Here is a 21,688-nt window from a genome sequence, read left to right on the forward strand (position 1 = left end):
AAGGATAATTGCGATAGGGGGATTACGATGGAACGGGTCGTTATTACTGGACTGGGAGTCATTTCACCAAACGGAAATCAGGTTGACCAATTTTGGAGTAGCTTGGTCCAAGGGAAGTCGGGCATATCCCGCATTGATACATTTGATACAACGAGATTTAAAACGAAAATAGCGGGGATCGTCCGTGATTTCGATGCGGAGGGGCGTTTCGGACGCAAGGAAGCACGGAGAATGGACCGATTTTGTCAATATGCGCTCGCTGCAACTGAAGAAGCGATGACCGACTCAGGAATCAATCTCGAACAGCTAGATCGTGAGCGAGTAGGCGTTTATGTTGGGTCAGGAATCGGCGGGGTGCAAACGCTTATCGACCAGCATGCCGTTTTGCAGGAAAGAGGGCCGGAGCGTGTCAGCCCTACGCTTGTGCCCATGATGATCTCCAATATGGCTGCGGCTATGATCAGCATCAAGCTTGGGGTACAAGGTCCAACGATGTCACCAGTTACCGCTTGCTCAATTGGCAATACAGCAATCGGGGAAGCATTTCGGCTGATCAAAATGGGGGGAGCGGATGTCGTCGTAGCAGGCGGGGCTGAAGCAGCCGTTACCGAAATTTCTCTTGCCAGCTTTGGGAATGCTACTGCTTTGTCCGCGAGAAATGAGGAGCCTACCAAAGCGAGCAGACCATTCGATGCCAATCGTGATGGCTTCGTGATGGCAGAAGGCGCAGGGATACTGATTCTGGAGTCGCTCTCGCATGCACAGCGCCGCAATGCTCGTATTTATGCAGAAGTGATTGGCTACGGCGCCAGCTCGGACGCTTATCATATGGTGGCGACTCATCCAGAAGGCACCGGTGCTTATCTGGCGATGAAATGGGCGCTGCGGGAAGCGCAGATAGGGCCAGAGGAAGTTGATCTGATCAGTGCCCACGCTACCAGCACCGAAATCGGTGATCGGTCAGAAACAGCGGCCATCAAGCGTTTGTTTGGGGAGAGCGCCTACCGGATTCCTGTTACTGCAAATAAATCGATGATCGGGCACATGTTCGGAGCTGCTGGTGGCGCTGAAGCGATTGCGCTTACCAAAAGCTTGCAGGACGGGTTTATTCCTCCTACGATCAATCTGGAAGAACGTGATCCCCTCTGTGATTTGGATTACGTACCGAATCAGGTACGCCGACAACCTAATCTGAATATTGGCATCTCCAATTCATTCGGTTTTGGTGGGCATAATGCAGTGATTGTCTTGAAAAAGTATCAAACCGTATAGAGGCGTGTCACAATCAAACTCGATAAGCAAGAAAGCTGGAGAGCCTGTGTGAATGAGTCTTGGTTAGCCAGAAACGAAGTGAACCCCAGTCGCTGAGGGGTTCATTTTGTTTTTCAAGGGTGTCACGTCCTTTTTAGCTGAAAAAGAATGGTAATGACTCCTTCGTTACATACTATCGAGGATTGAATGACCATCATCTGAAGGTGGAGAAGGAGTAAGACGACAATGGCTAAACACCAAGGAGTGGAAAACAATAGCATAAACAGAGGGCCGATTCTAGCTGTTATCATCGCGGGTGCCATCGCCGCTTTGCTCAATCAGACACTATTAAATGTCGCCTTGCCGAAACTGATGGAGCAGTTCCATATCACGACCTCGACCGCACAATGGGTCATTACGATCTACATGCTGGTCAATGGTGTCTTGATTCCGACCACGGCCTTTCTGATGCAAAAATTTTCGACGAGACAGCTGTTCATTACCGCCATGAGTCTGTTTGCCGCTGGAACACTTGTTTGCGGCATCTCGCCAAGCTTTTCAATCATGCTGATCGGGCGTGTCGTACAGGCATCAGGCGCGGGCATTCTCATGCCGCTCATGACGAATGTGATTTTCAATATGTTCCCGCTTGAAAGAAGGGGATCGGCTATGGGCATTGTCGGTATCGCGATGGTGTTTGCCCCGGCGATTGGCCCTACGCTTTCTGGATGGATTGTGGAGCATTACTCGTGGCGACTGTTGTTTTTCATTGTGCTGCCGATAGCCATCATCGTCCTTATCATTTCCTCTTTTGTATTGAAAAACGTCACCGAGACAAGCAGTCCAAGGCTGGATGTGTGGGGAGTCATGCTCTCGACAATTGGATTTGGAAGCTTGTTGTACGGATTTAGCTCTGCGGGAGGCTTGGGCTGGAGAAATGCGGAAGTGATCATTATGCTGGCCATTGGCTGTATCAGTCTGGGAGTGTTTGTGTGGCGGCAGCTAACGATTGATCATGCCATGCTGGAATTCCGTATTTTCCAGACACCGACCTATACACTGGCGGTCCTCATCAGCCTGATGGTCAACATGTCGATGTATTCAGGCATGATTCTGCTGCCTGTCTATGTCCAAAATATCCTGCATTTCACCCCTGTGCAGTCAGGTCTGCTCTTATTACCAGGCAGTATTATCATGGGGATTATGTCTCCGATAACGGGCAGGCTGTTTGACAAGTTCGGGGCGAAGGGACTTGCTCTGACTGGACTCGTCATCACCATCGTCACGACCTTTGGTTTTACCAAGCTGAGCTTGTATACGACCTATACCTATCTTGTGACCCTGTATACCGTTCGCATGTTTGGTCTGTCGATGCTGATGATGCCTGTCATGACCTCCGGCTTGAATGCCTTACCGCTGAAATTAAATCCGCATGGAACCGCCATGTCCAATACGATTAATGCGATTGGTGGAGCATTGGGGACAGCCCTGTTCGTGACGATCATGACGACGAAAAGCGCGGCACATACAGCTGACATCGTCCGAAGCGAGCACATCAATCCCGCAGATCAGGCACATATGGGCCTGGCAACCATGCAGGGCATGGCGATGGGAACGAGCGATGCGTTTTTGATTGCGACGCTTTTTACCGTCATTGCGCTGATACTGGCTCTATTTATGCGTAAAAACACTCCACGCAGAAATGAGGTCACGGAGAAAAAACGCGTACCACAGCTTTCCTGAGCGATTATTTGCCAAAAGTCATAAAGTCAAAAGGAAAAAGCGTCGCCCGACCAATCAGGGAGCGACGCTTTCTTTCGTTTATGATTATGCTTGCTTGCGCATTGCGCCCAGCTCTTCGACGATTGCCGTCATTTCATTGATGCCGAAAGCTGTTTTTTTCTGTACCATTTTGTACAAAAACAAAAGGTCCTCATAATGCTCCAAATCAAAATCCTCTGGGCGCATGACAGCTGTGTTTGCCATGTTCAGCTTTGCTTTGATTCCCTCGATGATGACAGTGAGGTTCTCCACTGTAGGTTGGTTCAGATCAGCCATTTGTTTTCTCTCCTCCCGAGAAAAGGTGTTTATTTCGTCAGCTGTCCACGTGTGACGCCCAGCTGGTTGGTTGCCTTGAGGGTGCGCCATACATGTGTGCCGCTTACTTCTCCGCAGAGTGCTTTGCGATACAGATCGATGACTTCTTTTACTCGCTCAGGCTCTTCTTCCAAAAACTCGATCCGATAGCTTCCAACTTGGAGGGCTTGGAATTCTTTCAAATACTCCGCACCAGACTGGTCGATCGCATTGTAGACCGTATTACGGCAACCGGTATCGACTCGAATCGGATGGGAAAAGCCTACGCGGTCCTTGAGGGAGATACGAGACGTTTCACAAGGAGTTCCGCAGTTGGTGTGATCTGTTCCTTCACTCATGAAGGTGCAGTAGACGCAGTGCTCGGTATGGAACATCGGCATGTGCTGATGAAGTACGAGCTCCATTTTTGCTGCATTGGAGCGGCTGAGCAAATCAACCATCTGCTGGATATTCAGATCATACGACGGTGTGACGCGTGACAGACCAGCCTCCAGGAACAGCTCGACGGCCTTATGGTTGGCGACATTGAGCGAAAAGTCGCCGATTAATGGGATGTCAAATTCGTCCCGACGAGACAGATAGTAGTAGAGTGCCCCGGTATTGCGCACCAAAATCGCATCAGGCTTGCTTTTGGCGATCAGTGCCAGCACGCCGTTTTCATCCGGCATATGAATGCGCATAGTCGCGATCCCGATTTTCTTGCCATATTTATGTGCCAGCTTGACCCCTTCTGGATACTGCTTGACGAACTCAAAGTCAGCATAGAGGAAATCTACGTCCGTTTGCGCAGCGGCTTCCAATTGCTCCAGGGAACGGCACAGAGCGGTCAACAATGGCTTATCTACTTGTTGCTTTTTCGGAACGTCTGCGTACACATTGACATCCTGATGGCGATAAACAGGTGGCTTGGAACGCAGGAACGTCAGTTGCTCTACTGCTTCCCGGCGCATCCGGTTCAGCTCGCTGACAGGGACGATCAGATCGCCATCGAGATCAGCAGTCAAATCACCTGGCTCCAGATGGAACAATGTACCACCGAGACGGCTTAATTGATCATGCAAGAGCTCTGTGGTCAATGGGCGCTTGAGAGCAGCCTCCACAGGCTTTTCGGATGGAACAGAGACTGCATGGTTAGCCAGCTTATCTACCCAAGTGACACTCAGCTTTTCGCCGAGCTTGCCGCTCACATGCACGGCTAACGGGAAGGTGTGGTAAGGCTTTTCGGTCTCAAATGTTTTGCGCAGTCGTTTATCTAGCTCAGGATCGCTCGTTTTCCAGACGCGATCTCCTACGTGGAGACGCTTCAGGTTGACGTCGTTGCGACCCATGACGATTTCGTACATGCCTTTTTGGACTTCGCCTTCTACTTTTTTGCCACGGGAAAGAATGTCGTAGATGCGTCCGCCTTCTTCCTTTTGCGTCGGGTCGCCAGCGTCAAATACGATTCCATCCCCACGCTTCACAGGGGAAGTGATTTCAACCAGCACAGCGTTGCTCATCAGTTTTTTGACAGTACCCAAAAACACCCCGCGGCTTTTCGGGAACGACCCGTCGACCAGCTGCTTGTTGTTAGTTCCAGTCAAGAAGCCGTGCGTAAATCCGCGAGAAAAGCTTTGCTGCAGCTCGCGAACCTCCTGCTCGCTAGGTCCCGTGTCCTGACCAGCAAAATAACGTTCAATCGCTGCATTGTACTTGCTTACAACGTTTGCTACATATTCAGGGGATTTGAGACGTCCTTCGATTTTAAAGGAAGTGACGCCCGCCTCGATCAGCTCCGGTACGAGGTCGATAGCAGCCAAGTCTTTCGGAGAGAGCACATAAGCGATGTTGCCCATCTCTTTTTGTACACCATCCACCATCAGATCATATGGCAAGCGGCAGGCTTGGGCACACTCACCACGGTTTGCAGAGCGGCCACCCCACATTTCAGAGGTCAGGCACTGTCCTGAATAGGAAACACACAGGGCACCGTGTACAAATACCTCCATCGGGAGTTTTGCTTTCTCACCGATTTTTTTGATTTCCTTCAACGAGTTTTCCCGACCAAGCACCACGCGCTCAATGTCAAAAGGCTTGGTGAACTCGACAGCTTCGGGAGAGGTGATCGTCATCTGTGTCGAGCCATGAATCGGGAAGTCAGGAGAGATTTCACGTATCAGCTTTACCAGACCGAGGTCTTGCACGATAACCGCATCTACCCCGGCATGAATACAGGCGTCGATCAGCTCACGAGCATCCTCCAGTTCGTTTTCAAACACCAGGATGTTAAAAGTAAGAAATCCTTTTACACCGTACATGTGCAAATAGGACATAATCTCAGGCAATTCCGCCATATGGAAGTTCTCAGCTCGCGCACGGGCGTTGAACTTTTCTACACCAAAGAAGATCGCATTGGCGCCGTTTGCAACAGCAGCCTTCAAACAGTCCCAGTTACCAGCAGGGGCCAACAATTCAATATCTTCACGCTTGATACCATTTCGCATGTGTATGTCTTACCTCCAAGGTCTTCAAACAAGCTCTTCTTCATCATAGGGAAATGTGCAGGTCACCGCAAGGAAAACATCGTCTCTGCCAGATGTTGAAAATGTCGCTTCCAGACAGACAGGATATAATGGTATTCTGAAAGAAAAGTCCAAAAAATTTGATAACGATCAGAGGAACCGATATGCCAATCATCAAAGACATTTTATTGCAATTTCTATTCATTATCGTCCCTGTTCTATTGTTTAAGGGTGTCTGGTTGGATCGTTCAAATTTAAACAAACTGGATGTCCGATCATCCTTTGTCGTGTTGCTCAGTTCGATAAGTGTCATTTTATGCATGAGCTTTCCTATACAGTTTGGAGAAGAGTCGCTGTTTGATTTTCGTGCGTTACCTATCATTATTACCATTCTATACGCTGGCTATATCCCGGGGCTGCTTACGATACTCGTCATGATCGCCTTTCGGATTTCTCAGGGAGGATCAGGAGCAGGCATTTTTCTGACGATATTTAGCTGCATCGTCTATGCCAGTACTGCATGCTTTTGGATGAAGGGATGGTATAGCTATTCCTTTCGAAAAAGAATGGGCGTCATCCTGTTTGTAGGCTTTGTGAAGCAAGTGTCCCTATTGATCGGCCTCTTTTGGATACAACTTGCGAAGGGGTATACCACGATTCAAATGTACGCGCATCTCAAGCCGATTGCAGAGATAGGGCTTTTCAGCCTGGTTGTGTTGGGTGCCATTACTTATTTAATGGAATACATCCGGGAATCGTACATCATCCGCATTCAGGTGGAGCGATCCGAGAAACTGAATCTGATCAGTGAGCTGGCTGCCAGTGTTGCCCATGAAGTCCGCAATCCGCTAACGGTGGTGCGCGGCTTCGTCCAGCTTTTAGGGGAAGAGACCAAGCCGCATAAGAATGAATACATAAAACTGGTTTTAAACGAACTGGACCGAGCTGAATTCATCATCTCGGACTATCTGAATTTGGCTAAGCCTCAAGCGGAGGTTAAAGACCGTCTGGATATTACGCTGATCGTCAGGGAAGTATCTGCTCTCATGGCTTCTTATGCCGTGATTAATGGAATAGAGATCGTCACCAGCACGAAAGCGGAGATGTTTATATACAGCAACTCCTCCAAGGTGAAGCAGGCTTTGATGAATCTGATGAAAAACGGCATTGAGGCCATGCAGGAGTGTGGAGGCGTGTTGTATATAAAGGTAGAGCAAGTCGACGCACACATCATCATCACCATACGTGACGAAGGATCAGGCATGTCCAAAGAGCAGATTGCCCAAATCGGTCTTCCTTTTTACTCGACAAAAGAAAAGGGAACCGGGCTTGGTCTCATGGTGACTTGTCGCATCATTGAGGCCATGGAGGGCAGTGTCAAAATCAAGAGCGAGCTTGGAAAAGGTACAGTAGTAACGGTGCGTCTGCCGGCTGTACCTTGACCTGGAAAGGAGGCGAATATGGAAAAGGATCAAGAGCTGTGGGACAAGCTATTTTACGAGCTTGCCTGCATACGCAGCGAAATGAAGGCATTCAAGCTAGAGACCAGGGCAGAGCTCTACCAAATCAAAGCTGAGCTGAAAGAATGGCAACAACGAACAGGGCAACAACGGCTCCCAGACAAAGGGGAATAACAGATGGGTAAATCGAACAATGCATGGTGGAATAAGACGATCAAGGCAGTCCTCGTCGCAGGGCTATCTGTATCGCTTGCCGCATGCGGACAAACGAATGAAGCAGCAAAACCGGCGGAGCAGCCACAGGCAGCAGGTACGACAACAACGGATCCAGCGTCAACTGCCAAGACTTCTGATCAAGTGCTGCGACTAAACAACTTTACAGAGCCGCTATCTCTGCATCCGGGGCTGATTACGGATGTATGGTCCTCCAACGTTATTTTCCAGACGTTTGAAGGGTTGACTCGAACGGATAAAGACGGTGTGCCGCAGCCAGCGATTGCGAGTGAAATCAAGGCCTCGGACGATCTGCTGACATACACCTTTACGATTCGGGACAATGCCAAGTGGTCCAATGGTGACCCGGTTACAGCCCACGATTTTGAAAACGCCTGGAAATGGGTGTTGGATGCGAAAAATGGCTCGGAGTATGCCTATCAGCTCTTTTATGTAAAAAATGCAGAAGCAGCTTTTAGCGGCAAGGCGAAGCCAGAGGATATCGGCGTCAAGGCTACAGATGATAAAACCTTGGTCGTGACACTGGAAAATCCGACTCCGTTCTTTCTGGAGCTTACAGCTTTTTACAGCTATTTTCCATTGAATACAAAGGTCGTGAGTGCAAATCCGGACTGGGCCAAGGAAGCCGGTCCTAACTATACATCCAATGGTCCATTCAAGCTGACGCAGTGGGAGCATAAGACCAAACTCGTTTTGGAAAAGAACGAGCATTACTGGGACGCGCAAAATGTCAAACTAGGCAAAATTGAAATGAATATCATCAACGATGCCAATACCGAGCTGTCCATGCTGGAAAACGGAGACCTGGACTGGGCGGGTGCTCCGACAGGAAATGTGCCGCTTGACGCGATGCAAACGCTCAAGGAAAAGGGCCTACTCGAAATTACGCCAAAGGCGGGTACGTACTGGTATGAGTTCAATACGGAGCAGAAGCCGTTTAACAACAAGAAAATCAGACAGGCCTTCTCCTACGCGATCAGCCGGAAAGACATCGTAGACAATGTGACACAGGGAGGCGAGCTGGTTGCTACGGCAATCGTACCGCCAACGATGTTTGTGGAGAATGAAAAGGGCTTGTTCATGGACAACGATGTGGAAAAAGCGAAGCAGCTGCTGGCAGAGGGTATGAAAGAAGAAGGGTATGCAAGTGTGGAAGCGATGCCGCCGATTACTCTCTCCTATAATACAGAAGAAGCACAAACGAAAATTGCTCAGGCTGTACAGGACATGTGGCAAAAAAATCTGGGCGTTCATGTGAAGCTGGAAAACCAGGAATGGAACGTTTACTACGAAAACATCAAAAACGGCAAGTATCAGGTAGCGCGTATGGGCTGGACGGGAGACTTCAATGACCCGATCAACTTCCTGGAAATTTTCCGGACCAAGGAAGGCAACAACCATACAGGATGGGAGAAGAAAGAGTTTGCGGACTTGCTCGCAGCTTCTTCCAAGGAAGGGGACGCGGCGAAACGCAAAGCGATTTTGCAGGATGCAGAAAAGCTGTTAGTTGACGATATGCCGGTGATCCCGTTCTACTTCAAGTCAACCGTATATGCAAAAAACCCCAATCTGAAAGGTGTCGTCATTTCAGGACTGGGGAATGTTCAATACAAATGGGCTTATTTTGAATAAGGAATAAATGAGAACATGAAGGGCTGGTTGCTAGGATTCTTCCACGACCAGCCCTTCGAATACGATCGAGACCTTTTCTTCCATGATTTCTTCCAAAGCCCAGGCACCTTCACTGCGTACCCAGTCATACAGGGCGTTGTAGTAAATATTCTCCAGCATGTTGGCAGCTACCAGTGAATTGAATTTGCTTTTCAGCTGTCCCTTTTCCTGCGCTTCCTCGATTAAGTCCGCAAAGAGCTGGCGTAGTTCAAAGTACATGTTCTTCTCATTTTCCAGCACTTTGCGATGCTTCATCGAAGATTCAACCACTACCTTGATAAAGTCAAAGTTTGTGATTGTCACTTCATTCATGATTTTATAAATGCGCAGTACCTTCGCTTTGCAATCGTCCCCGAAATCCCACTCACTGCGCCGCTCCTCAATCTCGTGCAGCCGTTCGTAGCCCCAGTTGGCAAGGATCGCTTCTTTTGACGTGAAATGCAGAAAGATCGTGCCGCGAGCGACATCTGCTTCTTCTGAAATCATGTCAATGGTGGTTGCTTCAAAGCCATATGTTTTGAATAGCTTGATCGCTGAGCCAAAGATTTTATCGCGAGTCTCGCGCTTTTTTCGTTCTCGTCTAGTCGTCAATAAAGAAACACCTCCCAAGGTACGTATGCTTGATTATAACACAACCGTTACCTACAAAAGAATTGATCCATAAAGATCGGGCAAAAAACGCCAAAAAAAGGGATAGACTTCTGCGAAAGTCGATTGTATATTTATATACTATAATGAATAAATATTAAATCAAACCAAGCTGCCAGAGCATGGAGTGGAGGAGAATGAAATGAGTGTCGCTAAAGCGCTGACGGTGCGTCAGGCAACTATGAAAGATGTCGATGCGATGTTAGAAATTATTAATGAATATGCACAGCAAGGGTTGATGTTGCCGCGAACCAAATTGTCTGTTTGTGAAAACTTGCAGTCATTCATCGTCGCTCATGACGGGGACAATGTAGTGGGCGTAGCAGGACTGCATATTTTGTGGGAAGACCTGGCCGAAATTCGTTCCCTCGCCATCTCTGAAAAGGCAAAAGGAAAAGGCGTCGGAAAGCATCTGGTCTTGCATCTGGTTGAACAGTGCCGGGTGATCGGCATCAAACGTGTGCTTGCCTTGACGTACCAAAAAGAGTTCTTTGAAAAATGCGGGTTCTGGATTGTCGCAAAAGAAACACTGCCACAAAAGGTTTGGAAGGATTGTATCAACTGCTCCAAGCTGCCAATGTGTGATGAAATTGCTATGATCATGGAAACTGCTTGATATTTTAGGTAGAGCCTTCCATTTTTTCTGTTCAGGTACTATATTTATGAGAAGTACACAAATATAAAGAATAGTTTGCCAGAACAGATTGGTATTGGGGGGCTTTTCTATGAAATTGGGGGCGCGCGTACTCATTGTCCTGTTGCTTGCTGGTATCCTACCATTAACAGCAGCAGGCGTATTTGCTTATCAAGAAACCAAGCAGGAATTGCTGGGTGAAAGTGCGGCTACCCTGGAAGCACTGCGGAACAGCAAGAAGGAGCAGGTCGAAAATTACTTTCGCGAGCGGGCACGAAACGTAGATACGCTGGCTGCATCAGGCACCGTCATATCTGCCCTTTCTTCCTTCGAAGGAATCTGGCAGCAGGGCAAGGATTCAGCCGCTTATCAGGAGGCAGAGAGCAGCTATACGAAAGAATTGAAAATGGAGGTAGCGCGCTACGGCTTTGCTAACGCCTTTCTCTTAAACGACAAGGGCGACATCGTCTACCAGACGAAACCACAGACTGACCTGGGGACGAATTTGCTAAACGGACAGCATGCTAGCTCGGTGCTTGGGCAAACCGTACAAAAGGTGTTGAAGGTGCAAAGCGCGGAAATGTCGGATTTAGGACGCTATGAGCCTTCAGGTGATACTCCTAGTGTGTACATCGCCGCTCCAATTTACGAAAAAGGGTATATTCTCGGACAACTGGCTGTCGAGGTTCCACTCGAGTACATTTCTCGTCAACTGAATCAACGAGAAGGATTGGGTCAGACGGGAAAAATTTATCTCGTTGGCTCAGACAAGCTGATGCGCTCTCAGATTGGATCAGGACAAGATATGCTCCTGACGCAAAAGGTCGAAACTCCGATTACAGAAAAATGGATGACTACGGAACAGGTTTCTGGAACTGAGCAGAGTGTGGATTATTTGGGGGAGCAGGTGCTTGTCTCCTACGATCAGGTACAGGTAGGAAATGCAAAGTGGGCGATCCTAGCAGAGATGGGCATGACCGAAATATTGTCAGGACCGAACCGGATCAAAAATGCCATGTTTGTATTTAATGGCGTAGTCCTCTTCCTGATTGTCATAATCTCTTTGTTCACAGCGAATTGGCTGCGTCAGTCATTTCGTGCGCTGCTCTTGATAGCTGATAGGATCGGTCATGGGGATTTTTCCAGTCCATTCCCCAAAAAGCTGCTGAAGCGAAAGGATGAGCTGGGAGAGCTGGCACGCTCGCTGCAAGTGATGCGGGATCAATTGCATACGATACTTGAGCAAGTGCGGCAAGCAGCGACCTCCGTTTCTCACGCAGTACGCGACATCCATGGAAATACGGGAGAGATCGCACAATCGAGTCAGCAAATCGTGCAGGTAGTGGATACAGTAGCCTTGTCTGCTGACAGTCAGATGGAGAAAATGGGAATGACCTTGCAGCTCGCTGTTGATTTGACGAATGATGTGACAGGTGTAACTGAAAATGTAGAGCAGGTCTTTGTGTCTTCCCAACAGATGAAGGACCATGCAGAAGCAGGTAGACAAGCGGTAACGGCCGTCATGGACAGTATGGAAGAAATTAATCGCTCGGTAGAAGGGGCTACGGTTGTCATACATACGCTGGAGCAACGGTCACAAGACATTTCCCGGATCATTTCCGTCATTAACGAGATTGCAAGACAGACGAATTTGCTAGCCTTGAATGCAGCGATCGAAGCGGCACGTGCCGGAGAACATGGCAAAGGATTTGCAGTGGTCGCAGGAGAGGTGCGCAAGCTGTCAGAGGGCACCAATGAGGCTACACAACAGATCGTGAGCATGATCAGCGATATTCAAAAAGATACAAAAGCAGTCGTGGCAAAAATGCTGGTGGGTGCCGAAACAACCGCGCACGGAATGAAAACAGCGAGAGAATCGGGAGAGATGTTCCAGCGGATCGAGGAAAACATTATCCGCGTGTCACAGGAGATGGAGAGAGTCAGTGAGGCTTTTACACGTATGGCTCCCGACGCGAGACAGGTAGTCACAGTAGCACAAGAAGTGTCGTCAGCCTCGATGCAGGCTGCCGCAGGGGTACAAAGTATTTCCGCAGCAGTAGAGGAGCAGAGCGCAGCTATGGAGCTCATCGCACAATCTGCTGATCAGCTGGCAAAAATGGCGGAGGATTTGCGTTTGGCGTTATCATCGTTTGTTTTAACTGAAAATTAAGAAAGATAAGAGGCCAGAAGACTGGTCTCTTTTTACTAAATCAGAAAGAATAAACTTCACGTATCTGCATCTTGATTTAGCAAGAATAACCTTCCGCCAAAACGCGGTCGCTCCTCCTTGGAGAAGCCTCGATAGAGGTTTTCTTATCATATAGGAATTTATAAGCGTGAGGCTTATGAATTCCGGAGCGCATGACAAGGTACCTCAGCGTCCGCTACCGGCATTTCTTCGGTGAAAACTTCAAGCTAAATGAGTTCGCTCCCCTCGAATACCTGTACAGCGGTTCAGGCGAAGGAAGTAAAGAATACTTGATCGTTGCTATTGGTGCGTTTTCTCCTGTTTCCTCCCCACCACTGAAGCCACGTACAACAGCAAACAAAGACGCCGCTTTCAAGAAGAAAGACGTCTTTGTTACGATTTTGAAGGATATCTTAACCAAAATGTTGAATGATAAGGACGATGGAGAGTTTTGGGCCGGAGGGACGTAAGCGTGCACAAACTAGATTGGGAACTATATTTGCTGCCGTTCGAGCAAGCTGTTGAAGAAATCAAAGTCAAAATTAAAAATATCCGGAATGAGCTGCGCAAGCGCAAGGAACATTCGCCGATTGAGTTTGCTGTTGGCAGGGTAAAATCAATCCCTAGCATATATAACAAGGCAAATCGCCTGCAATTTCCGATTGATGAGAACATCTGCTGGGAGCTGCGCGACATCGCTGGTGTTCGTGTTATTTGTCAGTTTATTGATGATATACCAGCTGTCGTAGAAATGATACGCAAGCGCGGAGATATGCGAGTCTACCTGGAAAAGGATTACGTGTCCACACCAAAAGAAAGTGGGTATCGCGGCTACCATCTGGCAGTTGAGTATCCAATTATGATGGCAGGTGGGCAAGTGACCATTCCGGTGGAAATCCAAATTCGTACGCTGGGAATGAATTTTTGGGCGACGATTGAGCATTCTCTGAATTACAAGTACGAGGGCATTATCCCGTCAATTGTTCGTCAGCGCTTATTTGAGGCTGCCAAGGCATCTTATAAGCTGGATAGTGAGATGAACAACATCCGAGACGAGATCAAAGAGGCGCAGGCCGAATTTACTAAAAAGGAAGTCCCGATGGAATCGCTACTGTCCTTGGTCGAGCTGGACCTGGACATCGATGCCGGGATGGAAGATATGAGCATAACAGAAGGGAAAGAACAAGATGATGACAATCATTAATTGGCTGGAGGAAACGAACAAGCGCAAGGAAGAACTCCTTTCTACTACCCAAGCCTTTTTGCGAATAAAAAGCGTACTCGATCCGGCAACAGTGCGTGAAGGTGCGCCATTTGGAGAAGGGATTCGCGAAGCATTGGACTATGCCCTGGGTGTCTGCGAAAAAGCAGGGATGACGATCAAAGACGTTGGCGGCTATGCAGCACATGCAGAGTTCGGTCAAGGCGAGGAATTGATCGGGATTTTGAGTCACGTGGATGTCGTGCCAGAGGGCGATGGCTGGAGTACGCCTCCGTATGCGGCAGAGATTGTAGATGGCCGTCTGGTGGCTCGTGGGGCGATCGACGACAAAGGACCGACGATGGCAGCCATTTTTGCAGCCAAAATCGTAATGGAGCTGGGACTGCCACTCACCAAGCGAGTCCGGTTCATTTTGGGTACCGACGAGGAATCGAGCTGGCAATGCGTGAAAAAGTATTTTGAAACAGAGGAAATGCCGACGATGGGCTTTACACCCGACGCTGATTTCCCGCTGATTTACGCTGAAAAAGGACTGACAGACCTCACCCTGCGCCAGACAAAGGAGGCATTCCAGAATCTGGGGCTATCGGCAGCAGAAAACGTTCAGGCGTGTCTCGTTTCCTTGCAGGCTGGCCTACGGATGAATATGGTGCCGGATAAAGGCGTAGCTGTGCTTGAGCCGCGTGGGTTGGAAGCTCAGGCTATCATAGAGCGTTATCAGAAGCATCTGGAGGAAAACGACCTTACGGGCAAAGCCGTCGAAAAAGATGGCTCTGTAGAGCTTCACATGGAGGGCGTTTCTGTACACGGGATGGACCCTAGCAAAGGCATCAATGCAGGTACAGAGCTGACGCATTTCTTGCAAACACTCGTCTTGGATGAGCGAGGCGCTGCCTACGTAGGCTTCGCTGACCGTTATCTGTATCGTCAGCATGGCGGCGAGGCATTGGGAATCGCGCATGTAGACGAGGAAATGGGAGCCTTGACAGTAAATACGGGGGTGCTTGAATATGAGGAAGACAAGGACGCTCTGTTCCGTCTCAATATTCGTTACCCCCATTCGATTTCATTTGAGAAATGGTCGGCATTGCTGACAGAGCACGGTGCTGAAGCGGGATTGGCATTGGAAGTGGCGGAGCATTTGACACCGCATCGGGTTGACCCACAGCATCCTCTGGTCACTACCCTGCAGCGCGTGTATACAGAGCAAACAGGAGAAGAAGCAGGCATTATTGCCATCGGTGGTGCAACCTATGGACGCTCATTGGACGTTGGCGTTGCATTCGGACCGTTGTTCCCTGGACGTGCTGACAGTGCCCATCAGCGTGATGAGCATATTCTTGTAGATGATTTGATCAAAGCGACGGCGATTTACGCCCAAGCGATTTACGAGCTGGCAAAGTAAAAAAGCAAAAGACGACGGAGATGCAGCAAGATCGCACACTCCAGTCGTCTTTTTTTTCCTGTATCGCTCTAGCTCATCTCCAGGCTCATGATCGGTCGTTTGCTCTCGATCCATTTGACAGAGACGAAGTAGGCGATGAGCAGCACGAGGGCTCCAAACAAATAAGGCAGATTGATTTGAATGTCGAACAGTATGCCGGCTAGTACGGGTCCGAAAATATTGCCGAGACTCATGTAAGCATTGTTCATTCCGGCGACAAAGCCTTGCTGTTCTCCTGCTCCCTTGGAAAGAAGCGTATTTATCGTTGGCCGCAAAATGTTGTTACAGGTGAAAAACATCATCGTAACGAACATCACATACCAAAAGTTACCTGAAAAAAGCAGAAAGACAAGCGAGATCGAGGACAGCAGCAAGGTGTAATTGATGGTCTTCTTTTCCCCGAAGCGGTGAATCAGTCTTGTCGTGAGCACGACTTGATTAACCGTGCCGATCAAGGAGCAGACCGTAAATAAAATGGCGATATCAAGGGTAGTAAAGCCATAGCTTTCCACTACGTATAGCGGATAAATCGCTTCGAAGTGTGTAAGCCCAAAGGTAAGGGCAAAAACGAGAAAGAGCAGGACGAAAAATCGGGATCTGATCGAAAGGGCGAGCTGAACGAAAACGTTTGGCTTTTTTATAGTGGACTGCTGCCGTCTCAATCTCGTTTCCAGCGAAAGAGGCTCTGGCAGCACGATCATGCTACCGAGCATCGCCAGTACACCGATGCATGCCGATGCGAAAAAAGGCGCCCGCATGCCGAACTCAGCGAGCAAGCCTCCGACACCTGGTCCGATGATAAAACCGGAGGACATAGATGCTCCTATGTAGGACATGGCTTTTGTCCGCTGCTCGTTTGTCGTGATATCTGCTGCATACGCCATAATCGAAGGGACAAGCGCAGCAGAGCCGGCACCTCCGATAAGGCGTGACACGAACAATAACCACAGATTATCAGCGATAGCAGCACAGAGGTTGGAGAGAGCAAACAGGCTGAGACCAAGAACAATCATGGGCTTTCGTCCGTACTTATCCGCCAGATTGCCCGCAATGGGGGAGAAAAGAAACTGAGTCAGCCCGAAGCAGGAAACCAAATATCCCGCTGCTTGTCCGCCTGCGCCAAATTCATGTAAAAATTGGGGTAGTACCGGGATGACGAGTCCGATGCCAAGCATGGCGAGAAACATGTTTACTAAGAGAAGAGGAAACGTTTTCTGGTTACCCACGAGTTTGCTTCCAGAGGGCAAATGGATTTTTACCCTCGTCCTCGTTTTTCATATACACAATTGGCAGCACCTGCTTATCAAACGGAAGCGCCAGCTGCTCATACACGTGCTTGGTGCTCATCCCTACCTCATCTGCATCCTTTTCCGTGTAGGCATAATAAACGGTCTTGGCTCCTGTCCAATAGATGGCAGCAAGACACATCGGGCAGGGCTGTCCACTGGCGTATACCTCGCAGCCTTCCAGTGAAGGGCTGTCCAATGCTTTGCATGCCTCGCGGATCGCTTGCATTTCCGCATGAGCGGTTACATCATGTGTCGCGAGGACGTCATTGACTCCGGTTCCGATCACCACACCTTCTTTGACAATCACGGCACCAAACGGCTTTCCTTGATTCTTGCGTGTATTTTCGTACGCTAATTCGATTGCTTGCTGCATGAATGGGTTTGCTTTCATAATGGGTTCCTCCTGATGGGCATAGATGAGTAAACTCCTTTGGTGCTCCATTTCATTATGCTACCATGGAGAAAGATATACGGAAAATATTAATGAAATTCATTTTGATAATCTTTTTCGTATAGCGAAAAGGAGGAGCTTCTATTTGGATATCAAGCAACTGCGCTACTTCATCGTCATTGCAGAAGAGAAAAAAATTTCGGCAGCAGCCAAAAAGCTGCATATGGCTCAACCTCCATTAAGCCAGCAGTTGAAAAATTTGGAGCAAGATCTCGGTGTCGAATTGGTGATCCGGCATCAAAAAGGCTTGGAGCTGACGGAAGCAGGGAACAACCTGTACAAGCACGCCTTGCAAATCGTGAAATACATGGAAGAATCGCGTATGGAGGTAAAAGAGGTCAGTGAGGGCGTTCGCGGGAAATTAAGCATTGGCGTCAATACCCTTTCCTCGGATTTACTCGCACCACAATTGCGCAAATTTAGTGAGCGCTATCCGCTCATGACATATAAAATTCAACAAAACGAGTCGGCGCAGCTCTGCAAGCTGATCAAGGAACGTACTATTGAGCTTGCCATTGTGCGTTTTCCGCTTGCACTTGAGGACTTTTCGATTTTGCATTTGAAGCAGGAGCCTTTTTTCTTCGTTTCTTCGGCGCAGGATGCTCGGTGCGCAAATACGATCACCTTTGAGGAAATGCAAGCCTATCCGATGATATTGCCGAGTACCGGGGGGCTAGGGGTGTACCACCTGATTCTGGAGGAATTCGCTCGTCGCAAGCTGGAAATCAACTTGCTGTCCGAATGCTCGGATATTCCTTTGCTTTTGGAGCTGGTGTCTTCGGGGTTTGGTGCAACCATCGTTCCTGAGGTTGTCCTGAAAATGCACAAGGGACATGCGCTAAAAATCACCCGGATTGCGGAGCCGAATTTAAGTGCAGGCTCGGGTCTGATTTGGCTAAAGGACCATTACCTATCCGTTGCAGCGAGAAACTTCATTGAGCAGTTGCTAGACTTCAATCCAGAAGCTGGGGACGCTGTTTTGGAGCTGAAGAAGATGGTTACAAATCAAGTAGCAAAAAAAAGTTCTGGCCCAAAAAAGGAATTGGAAGTTCAAGGTTTTTTTCTGCCGGCTGGCGAAATGATATGGAAATAGGTCTGATTCAAAAAGGAGACTGTAGATGGACGATACAACCAAATTGATCAAGGAATTGACGGAAGTAGACGGGGTCCCAGGACACGAGCGCGAAGTTAGAAAAAAGATGGAGCAATTGCTCGAGCCACTGAGTGAACAGCTGTTAAAAGACAAATTGGGGGGTGTGCTCGGGAAAAAGGCCGGAGCCGAGAATGGTCCAAAGATTTTGCTGGCTGGTCACCTGGATGAGATCGGGTTCATGGTTACACACATCACCTCCAAAGGCTATCTGCGTTTTATCCAGCTTGGCGGATGGTGGCCGCACAACATTCTCTCGCAGCGTGTCAAAGTGAAGACCCGAAAAGGCGAGCACCTGGGAATCATTGGCTCCAAGCCTCCGCACGCATTGGAAAAAGAAGAACGTGAAAAAGTCATGAAGCTCAAGGACCTCTACATCGATATCGGGGCAAAGGATGAAGCAGATGCCAAAGCGATGGGCGTTCGTCCCGGTGACTGGATCGTTCCGGCGAGTGATTTTACCACCATGCGCGATGGCGAGCTGTGGGTCGCAAAAGCTCTAGATAATCGGGCAGGATGTGCCCTGGCTGTAGAGGTACTGAACCGACTGCAAAACACAGATCATCCAAATGTCGTCTATGCCGGTGCAACGGTACAGGAGGAAGTGGGGTCGCGTGGTGCTGGAACAGTTGCCCACCTGGTGGATCCAGACATTGCCTTTGCTCTCGACGTGGGGATCGCGTATGATACGCCGGGCAATGAATCGTACCCGATGACTTGCAATGTTGGGGACGGACCGCTTGTCATGCTGTTTGACGCGACGATGATTCCACATACAGGACTGCGCGATCTGGTGATGGATACGGCAGAGGAAATCGGAATCAATGTACAAGTGGATGCACTCGCTGGCGGAGGCACAGACGCGGCCAAATTCCATACAAACGGCATCGGTTGCCCTTCTCTCGTTGTCGGTTTTGCCACCCGCTACATTCACAGTCATAATTCGATCATGGCCAAAAAAGACTTTGAGCAAGCGGCAGATTTACTGGTTGCGGTCATCAAGAAGCTCGATCGCGAAACCGTTGCTTCGCTGCTAGACTAACTGAATGTTAAAGGCCCTCTCCATTTCATGTACAGCGACTGTTGCGTGAAGGGGAGGGCTTTGTCGCTTACCCAGCGATTTCATCTGATCTCAAATGGTTTAGTTGTTTTTTTGCAACGACTCATTTAGTATAGGTAGGATAGGAATCTGAGCGGGCGTACTTTTGCCTGGGATGATTATGATTGACGGTTGCCGGTTTTTTCGCACCCCACTGTCCATGCAGTCTTTGGTGTGGCGAATCGGACCGCTTGTGAAAGGAAGTGGACTCCATGGCAAAATCGTTTGCGTCTTTTGGCTTTCGACCGGAGCTGATGCAAGGGATTCAAGACCTGTATTATAAAGAACCAACCCCGATTCAGGAGGAAGCAATTCCACTGATTCTGGAAGGAAAAGATGTGATCGGACAGGCACAGACGGGTACAGGAAAAACAGCGGCATTCATGCTGCCGATCCTGAACGGTCTGGAGGCCGGGAAGCGGGATATTCAAGCGCTGATCCTGACGCCGACACGTGAATTGTCGATTCAGATTGCAAAAGAGGTAGAAAAGCTAGGGAAGCATCTTGATATCAATGTACTGTCGCTGCACGGCGGAACGGATATTGACAGACAGCTAAACAAGCTGAAAGAGACTGTACATGTTGTCGTCGGTACACCAGGACGTGTATTGGATCATATGAAGCGGGGCTCGCTCCATTTTGGACGTATCTCTACACTGGTATTGGACGAAGCAGACAAAATGATGGAGATGGGCTTTTTGGAGGATGTGGAGCAAGTCATTGTCCACACACCGTCCCAACGACAGGTTCTATTGTTCTCCGCAACCATGCCTGATCTGGTGAAAAAGCTGGCTCATCGCTTCATGAAGCAGCCGCCGCACATCAAGATCGAGGGCAAGCAAAAAACCGTTGAGAAAATCGAGCAGTTTTACTACGTAACCAATCAAAGCGACAAGACGGATGCACTCGTGGACGTACTGGAGCAGGAGCAGCCGTTTTTGACGATCGTATTTGCCAATACCCAAGTACGTGTACAGCAGCTGACTGCGCGTTTGCAGGAGAATGGACTGTCTGCCCAAGCACTTTATGGCGACTTGTCCCAAAACAAGCGTGAACAGCTGATGAAGCAATTCCGCGAAATTCGTTTCCAATATTTGATCGCCACGGATATTGCAGCGCGCGGGCTTGATGTAGAAGGCGTGACGCATGTCATTAACTACGATTTGCCGAACGACGTGGAGAGCTATATTCACCGTGTTGGACGTACAGGTCGTGCGGGACAAAAGGGAAAAGCGATCTCGCTCATTTCTCCTCGTCAGAAAAACCTGATGGGCCGCTTCGCCAAAGCAACCAAGGCATCTATTGAGGAACGCATCCTTCAAGCAGGCCGTCATTTGGATGCAGGTCGTCGTCAGCGCGCAGAGGAGCGGGAAGCGCACTACGTCGAGCTACGCACACAACAGCAAAAAGAGCAAAAGAAGGAAAAGGACAAGGAGTTTGCTCCTGTTCGTGAAGCCTTGAAGAAAAAGGCAAGGGTAAAACCAGGCTACAAGAAAAAGCTCGCTCGTGAGCTGGACGAATTGCAAACCAAGTACGAGCAAAACCGCAAAAAGGCGGAAGCAATCGCTGCACGGAAAGCTGGAAAAACCGTGAAGCCTGCAGCTAAGAAAGCAGGCAAAGGCGGAGCTGGACGCCCAGCAAAAGGCGGAAGACCGTTTCAACCGTCTGCAGGAAAAAGCAATGGCAAAGGAAGAGGCTAATTCAGCTCACTCAAGACTGTCTTGATACGTTTTGTATCGGGACAGTCTTTTTTGTCCTGACTTTATCTTTTTAAGCAACTGCCTGTAAAGTAACCTGGAACAAAATATAATAATGAAAAACTGAGTTTTGACTTACATATTTATCGTTGTTGAGAGAAATGACTTAAATGATTTAGTCTCTTGTTATAATGGAGGAAAGGAGGGATATCGTGGATCGTATCGATGAACAAATTTTGCAATTGCTAAAAGATAACAGCCGAATGACCAGCTCGGATATAAGCAAAAAGGTCCATCTCTCCGTGCCAGCCGTATCCGAACGCATCCGTAAGCTGGAAGAGACAGGGGTCATTGACCAATTCACTGTGAAAGTAAATCGCGAGTATATGGGGCTTCGTCTGATCGCATTTATCATGGTCCAGCTTGAAAAGACAGAGCATATTGCGGGCTTTCGAAAGCAGATTTTAGAGACCGATCATGTGCTGGAATGTCATCATCTTGCAGGCTCCTATGATTACCTGGTAAAAGTTGCTGTAAAAGGAACAGCGGAGCTGGAGCAGCTCATATCGGACACACTCAAGCAAATTGAGGGGGTCAGTAAGACGAATACGATGATCGCCTTGTCAACGATGAAAGAGGAGCTGTGAGGCGA

At 48.8% G+C, this 21,688-nt stretch carries 19 protein-coding genes; 14 read left to right on the forward strand and 5 right to left on the reverse strand.

Annotated elements, in window-relative coordinates:
* Positions 1-27 precede the first annotated feature (27 nt).
* Entirely contained in the window at positions 28-1,272 is a 1,245-nt protein-coding gene (fabF, locus tag SB752_RS13450; RefSeq protein ID WP_410716139.1) for a beta-ketoacyl-ACP synthase II, read from the forward strand.
* A 225-nt stretch (positions 1,273-1,497) separates the two neighbouring features.
* Complete coding sequence (locus SB752_RS13455; protein ID WP_410716140.1) at positions 1,498-2,994, forward strand: DHA2 family efflux MFS transporter permease subunit; 1,497 nt, start codon at positions 1,498-1,500, stop codon at positions 2,992-2,994.
* Between the two features lie 84 nt (positions 2,995-3,078).
* Here SB752_RS13455 and SB752_RS13460 read toward each other — a convergent pair whose 3' ends face one another.
* Together SB752_RS13460 and SB752_RS13465 are read right to left on the reverse strand one after the other, a co-directional pair.
* Complete coding sequence (locus SB752_RS13460) at positions 3,079-3,309, reverse strand: DUF1128 domain-containing protein (protein WP_410716141.1); 231 nt, start codon at positions 3,307-3,309, stop codon at positions 3,079-3,081.
* 29 nt (positions 3,310-3,338) lie between these two features.
* A complete protein-coding gene (locus tag SB752_RS13465) occupies positions 3,339-5,831 on the reverse strand; it encodes a U32 family peptidase (RefSeq protein ID WP_410716142.1) in 2,493 nt (830 codons plus the stop codon).
* A 182-nt stretch (positions 5,832-6,013) separates the two neighbouring features.
* Here SB752_RS13465 and SB752_RS13470 point away from each other — a divergent pair, with 182 nt between their 5' ends.
* From SB752_RS13470 to SB752_RS13480, 3 genes are read left to right on the forward strand one after another with little or no spacing between them, the layout of a single operon-like run.
* Positions 6,014-7,291, forward strand: coding sequence for an ATP-binding protein (locus SB752_RS13470; protein WP_410716143.1), 1,278 nt, complete (start codon positions 6,014-6,016; stop codon positions 7,289-7,291).
* An 18-nt stretch (positions 7,292-7,309) separates the two neighbouring features.
* Positions 7,310-7,483 (forward strand): hypothetical protein, encoded by a 174-nt coding sequence (locus SB752_RS13475; protein WP_289138903.1) that lies wholly within the window; start codon positions 7,310-7,312, stop codon positions 7,481-7,483.
* Between the two features lie 3 nt (positions 7,484-7,486).
* Complete coding sequence (locus SB752_RS13480; protein ID WP_410716144.1) at positions 7,487-9,175, forward strand: peptide ABC transporter substrate-binding protein; 1,689 nt, start codon at positions 7,487-7,489, stop codon at positions 9,173-9,175.
* Between the two features lie 30 nt (positions 9,176-9,205).
* On the opposite strand, the gene SB752_RS13485 is transcribed toward SB752_RS13480, so the two are convergent.
* Complete coding sequence (locus tag SB752_RS13485; RefSeq protein ID WP_410716145.1) at positions 9,206-9,805, reverse strand: TetR/AcrR family transcriptional regulator; 600 nt, start codon at positions 9,803-9,805, stop codon at positions 9,206-9,208.
* A gap of 199 nt (positions 9,806-10,004) precedes the next feature.
* On the opposite strand from SB752_RS13485, the gene SB752_RS13490 reads away from it, so the two are divergent.
* The 5 genes from SB752_RS13490 to pepV all read left to right on the forward strand — a co-directional run bounded on the left by SB752_RS13490 (position 10,005) and on the right by pepV (position 15,311).
* Positions 10,005-10,478: an N-acetyltransferase gene (locus tag SB752_RS13490; RefSeq protein ID WP_410716146.1), complete on the forward strand. Its 474-nt coding sequence runs from the start codon at positions 10,005-10,007 to the stop codon at positions 10,476-10,478.
* 109 nt (positions 10,479-10,587) lie between these two features.
* Positions 10,588-12,666: a methyl-accepting chemotaxis protein gene (locus SB752_RS13495; protein ID WP_410716147.1), complete on the forward strand. Its 2,079-nt coding sequence runs from the start codon at positions 10,588-10,590 to the stop codon at positions 12,664-12,666.
* A 191-nt stretch (positions 12,667-12,857) separates the two neighbouring features.
* Positions 12,858-13,154, forward strand: coding sequence for a hypothetical protein (locus tag SB752_RS13500; RefSeq protein ID WP_410716148.1), 297 nt, complete (start codon positions 12,858-12,860; stop codon positions 13,152-13,154).
* Between the two features lie 2 nt (positions 13,155-13,156).
* Positions 13,157-13,888, forward strand: a complete 732-nt coding sequence (locus tag SB752_RS13505) for a GTP pyrophosphokinase (protein ID WP_410716149.1) — start codon at positions 13,157-13,159, stop codon at positions 13,886-13,888.
* Positions 13,875-15,311 (forward strand): dipeptidase PepV, encoded by a 1,437-nt coding sequence (gene pepV, locus SB752_RS13510; protein ID WP_410716340.1) that lies wholly within the window; start codon positions 13,875-13,877, stop codon positions 15,309-15,311. The genes SB752_RS13505 and pepV overlap by 14 nt, the downstream gene beginning before the upstream one ends.
* A gap of 68 nt (positions 15,312-15,379) precedes the next feature.
* Here pepV and SB752_RS13515 read toward each other — a convergent pair whose 3' ends face one another.
* Positions 15,380-16,576, reverse strand: coding sequence for an MFS transporter (locus tag SB752_RS13515; RefSeq protein WP_410716150.1), 1,197 nt, complete (start codon positions 16,574-16,576; stop codon positions 15,380-15,382).
* Complete coding sequence (locus SB752_RS13520; protein ID WP_410716151.1) at positions 16,569-17,030, reverse strand: nucleoside deaminase; 462 nt, start codon at positions 17,028-17,030, stop codon at positions 16,569-16,571. Before SB752_RS13520 ends, SB752_RS13515 begins: the two co-directional genes overlap by 8 nt.
* A 145-nt stretch (positions 17,031-17,175) precedes the next feature.
* On the opposite strand from SB752_RS13520, the gene SB752_RS13525 reads away from it, so the two are divergent.
* The 4 genes from SB752_RS13525 to SB752_RS13540 all read left to right on the forward strand — a co-directional run bounded on the left by SB752_RS13525 (position 17,176) and on the right by SB752_RS13540 (position 21,683).
* Positions 17,176-18,183 carry a LysR family transcriptional regulator gene (locus tag SB752_RS13525; RefSeq protein WP_410716152.1) on the forward strand — a complete coding sequence of 336 codons (1,008 nt, stop codon included), beginning with the start codon at positions 17,176-17,178 and terminating at the stop codon, positions 18,181-18,183.
* Positions 18,184-18,208: 25 nt separating this feature from the next.
* Entirely contained in the window at positions 18,209-19,282 is a 1,074-nt protein-coding gene (locus SB752_RS13530) for a M42 family metallopeptidase (RefSeq protein WP_410716153.1), read from the forward strand.
* Between the two features lie 269 nt (positions 19,283-19,551).
* Complete coding sequence (locus SB752_RS13535; protein WP_410716154.1) at positions 19,552-21,039, forward strand: DEAD/DEAH box helicase; 1,488 nt, start codon at positions 19,552-19,554, stop codon at positions 21,037-21,039.
* 209 nt (positions 21,040-21,248) lie between these two features.
* Complete coding sequence (locus SB752_RS13540) at positions 21,249-21,683, forward strand: Lrp/AsnC family transcriptional regulator (RefSeq protein ID WP_410716155.1); 435 nt, start codon at positions 21,249-21,251, stop codon at positions 21,681-21,683.
* Positions 21,684-21,688 lie beyond the last annotated feature (5 nt).

The sequence above is a fragment of the Brevibacillus sp. SIMBA_040 genome (genome assembly GCF_046535075.1).
In the GTDB taxonomy this organism is placed as follows: domain Bacteria; phylum Bacillota; class Bacilli; order Brevibacillales; family Brevibacillaceae; genus Brevibacillus.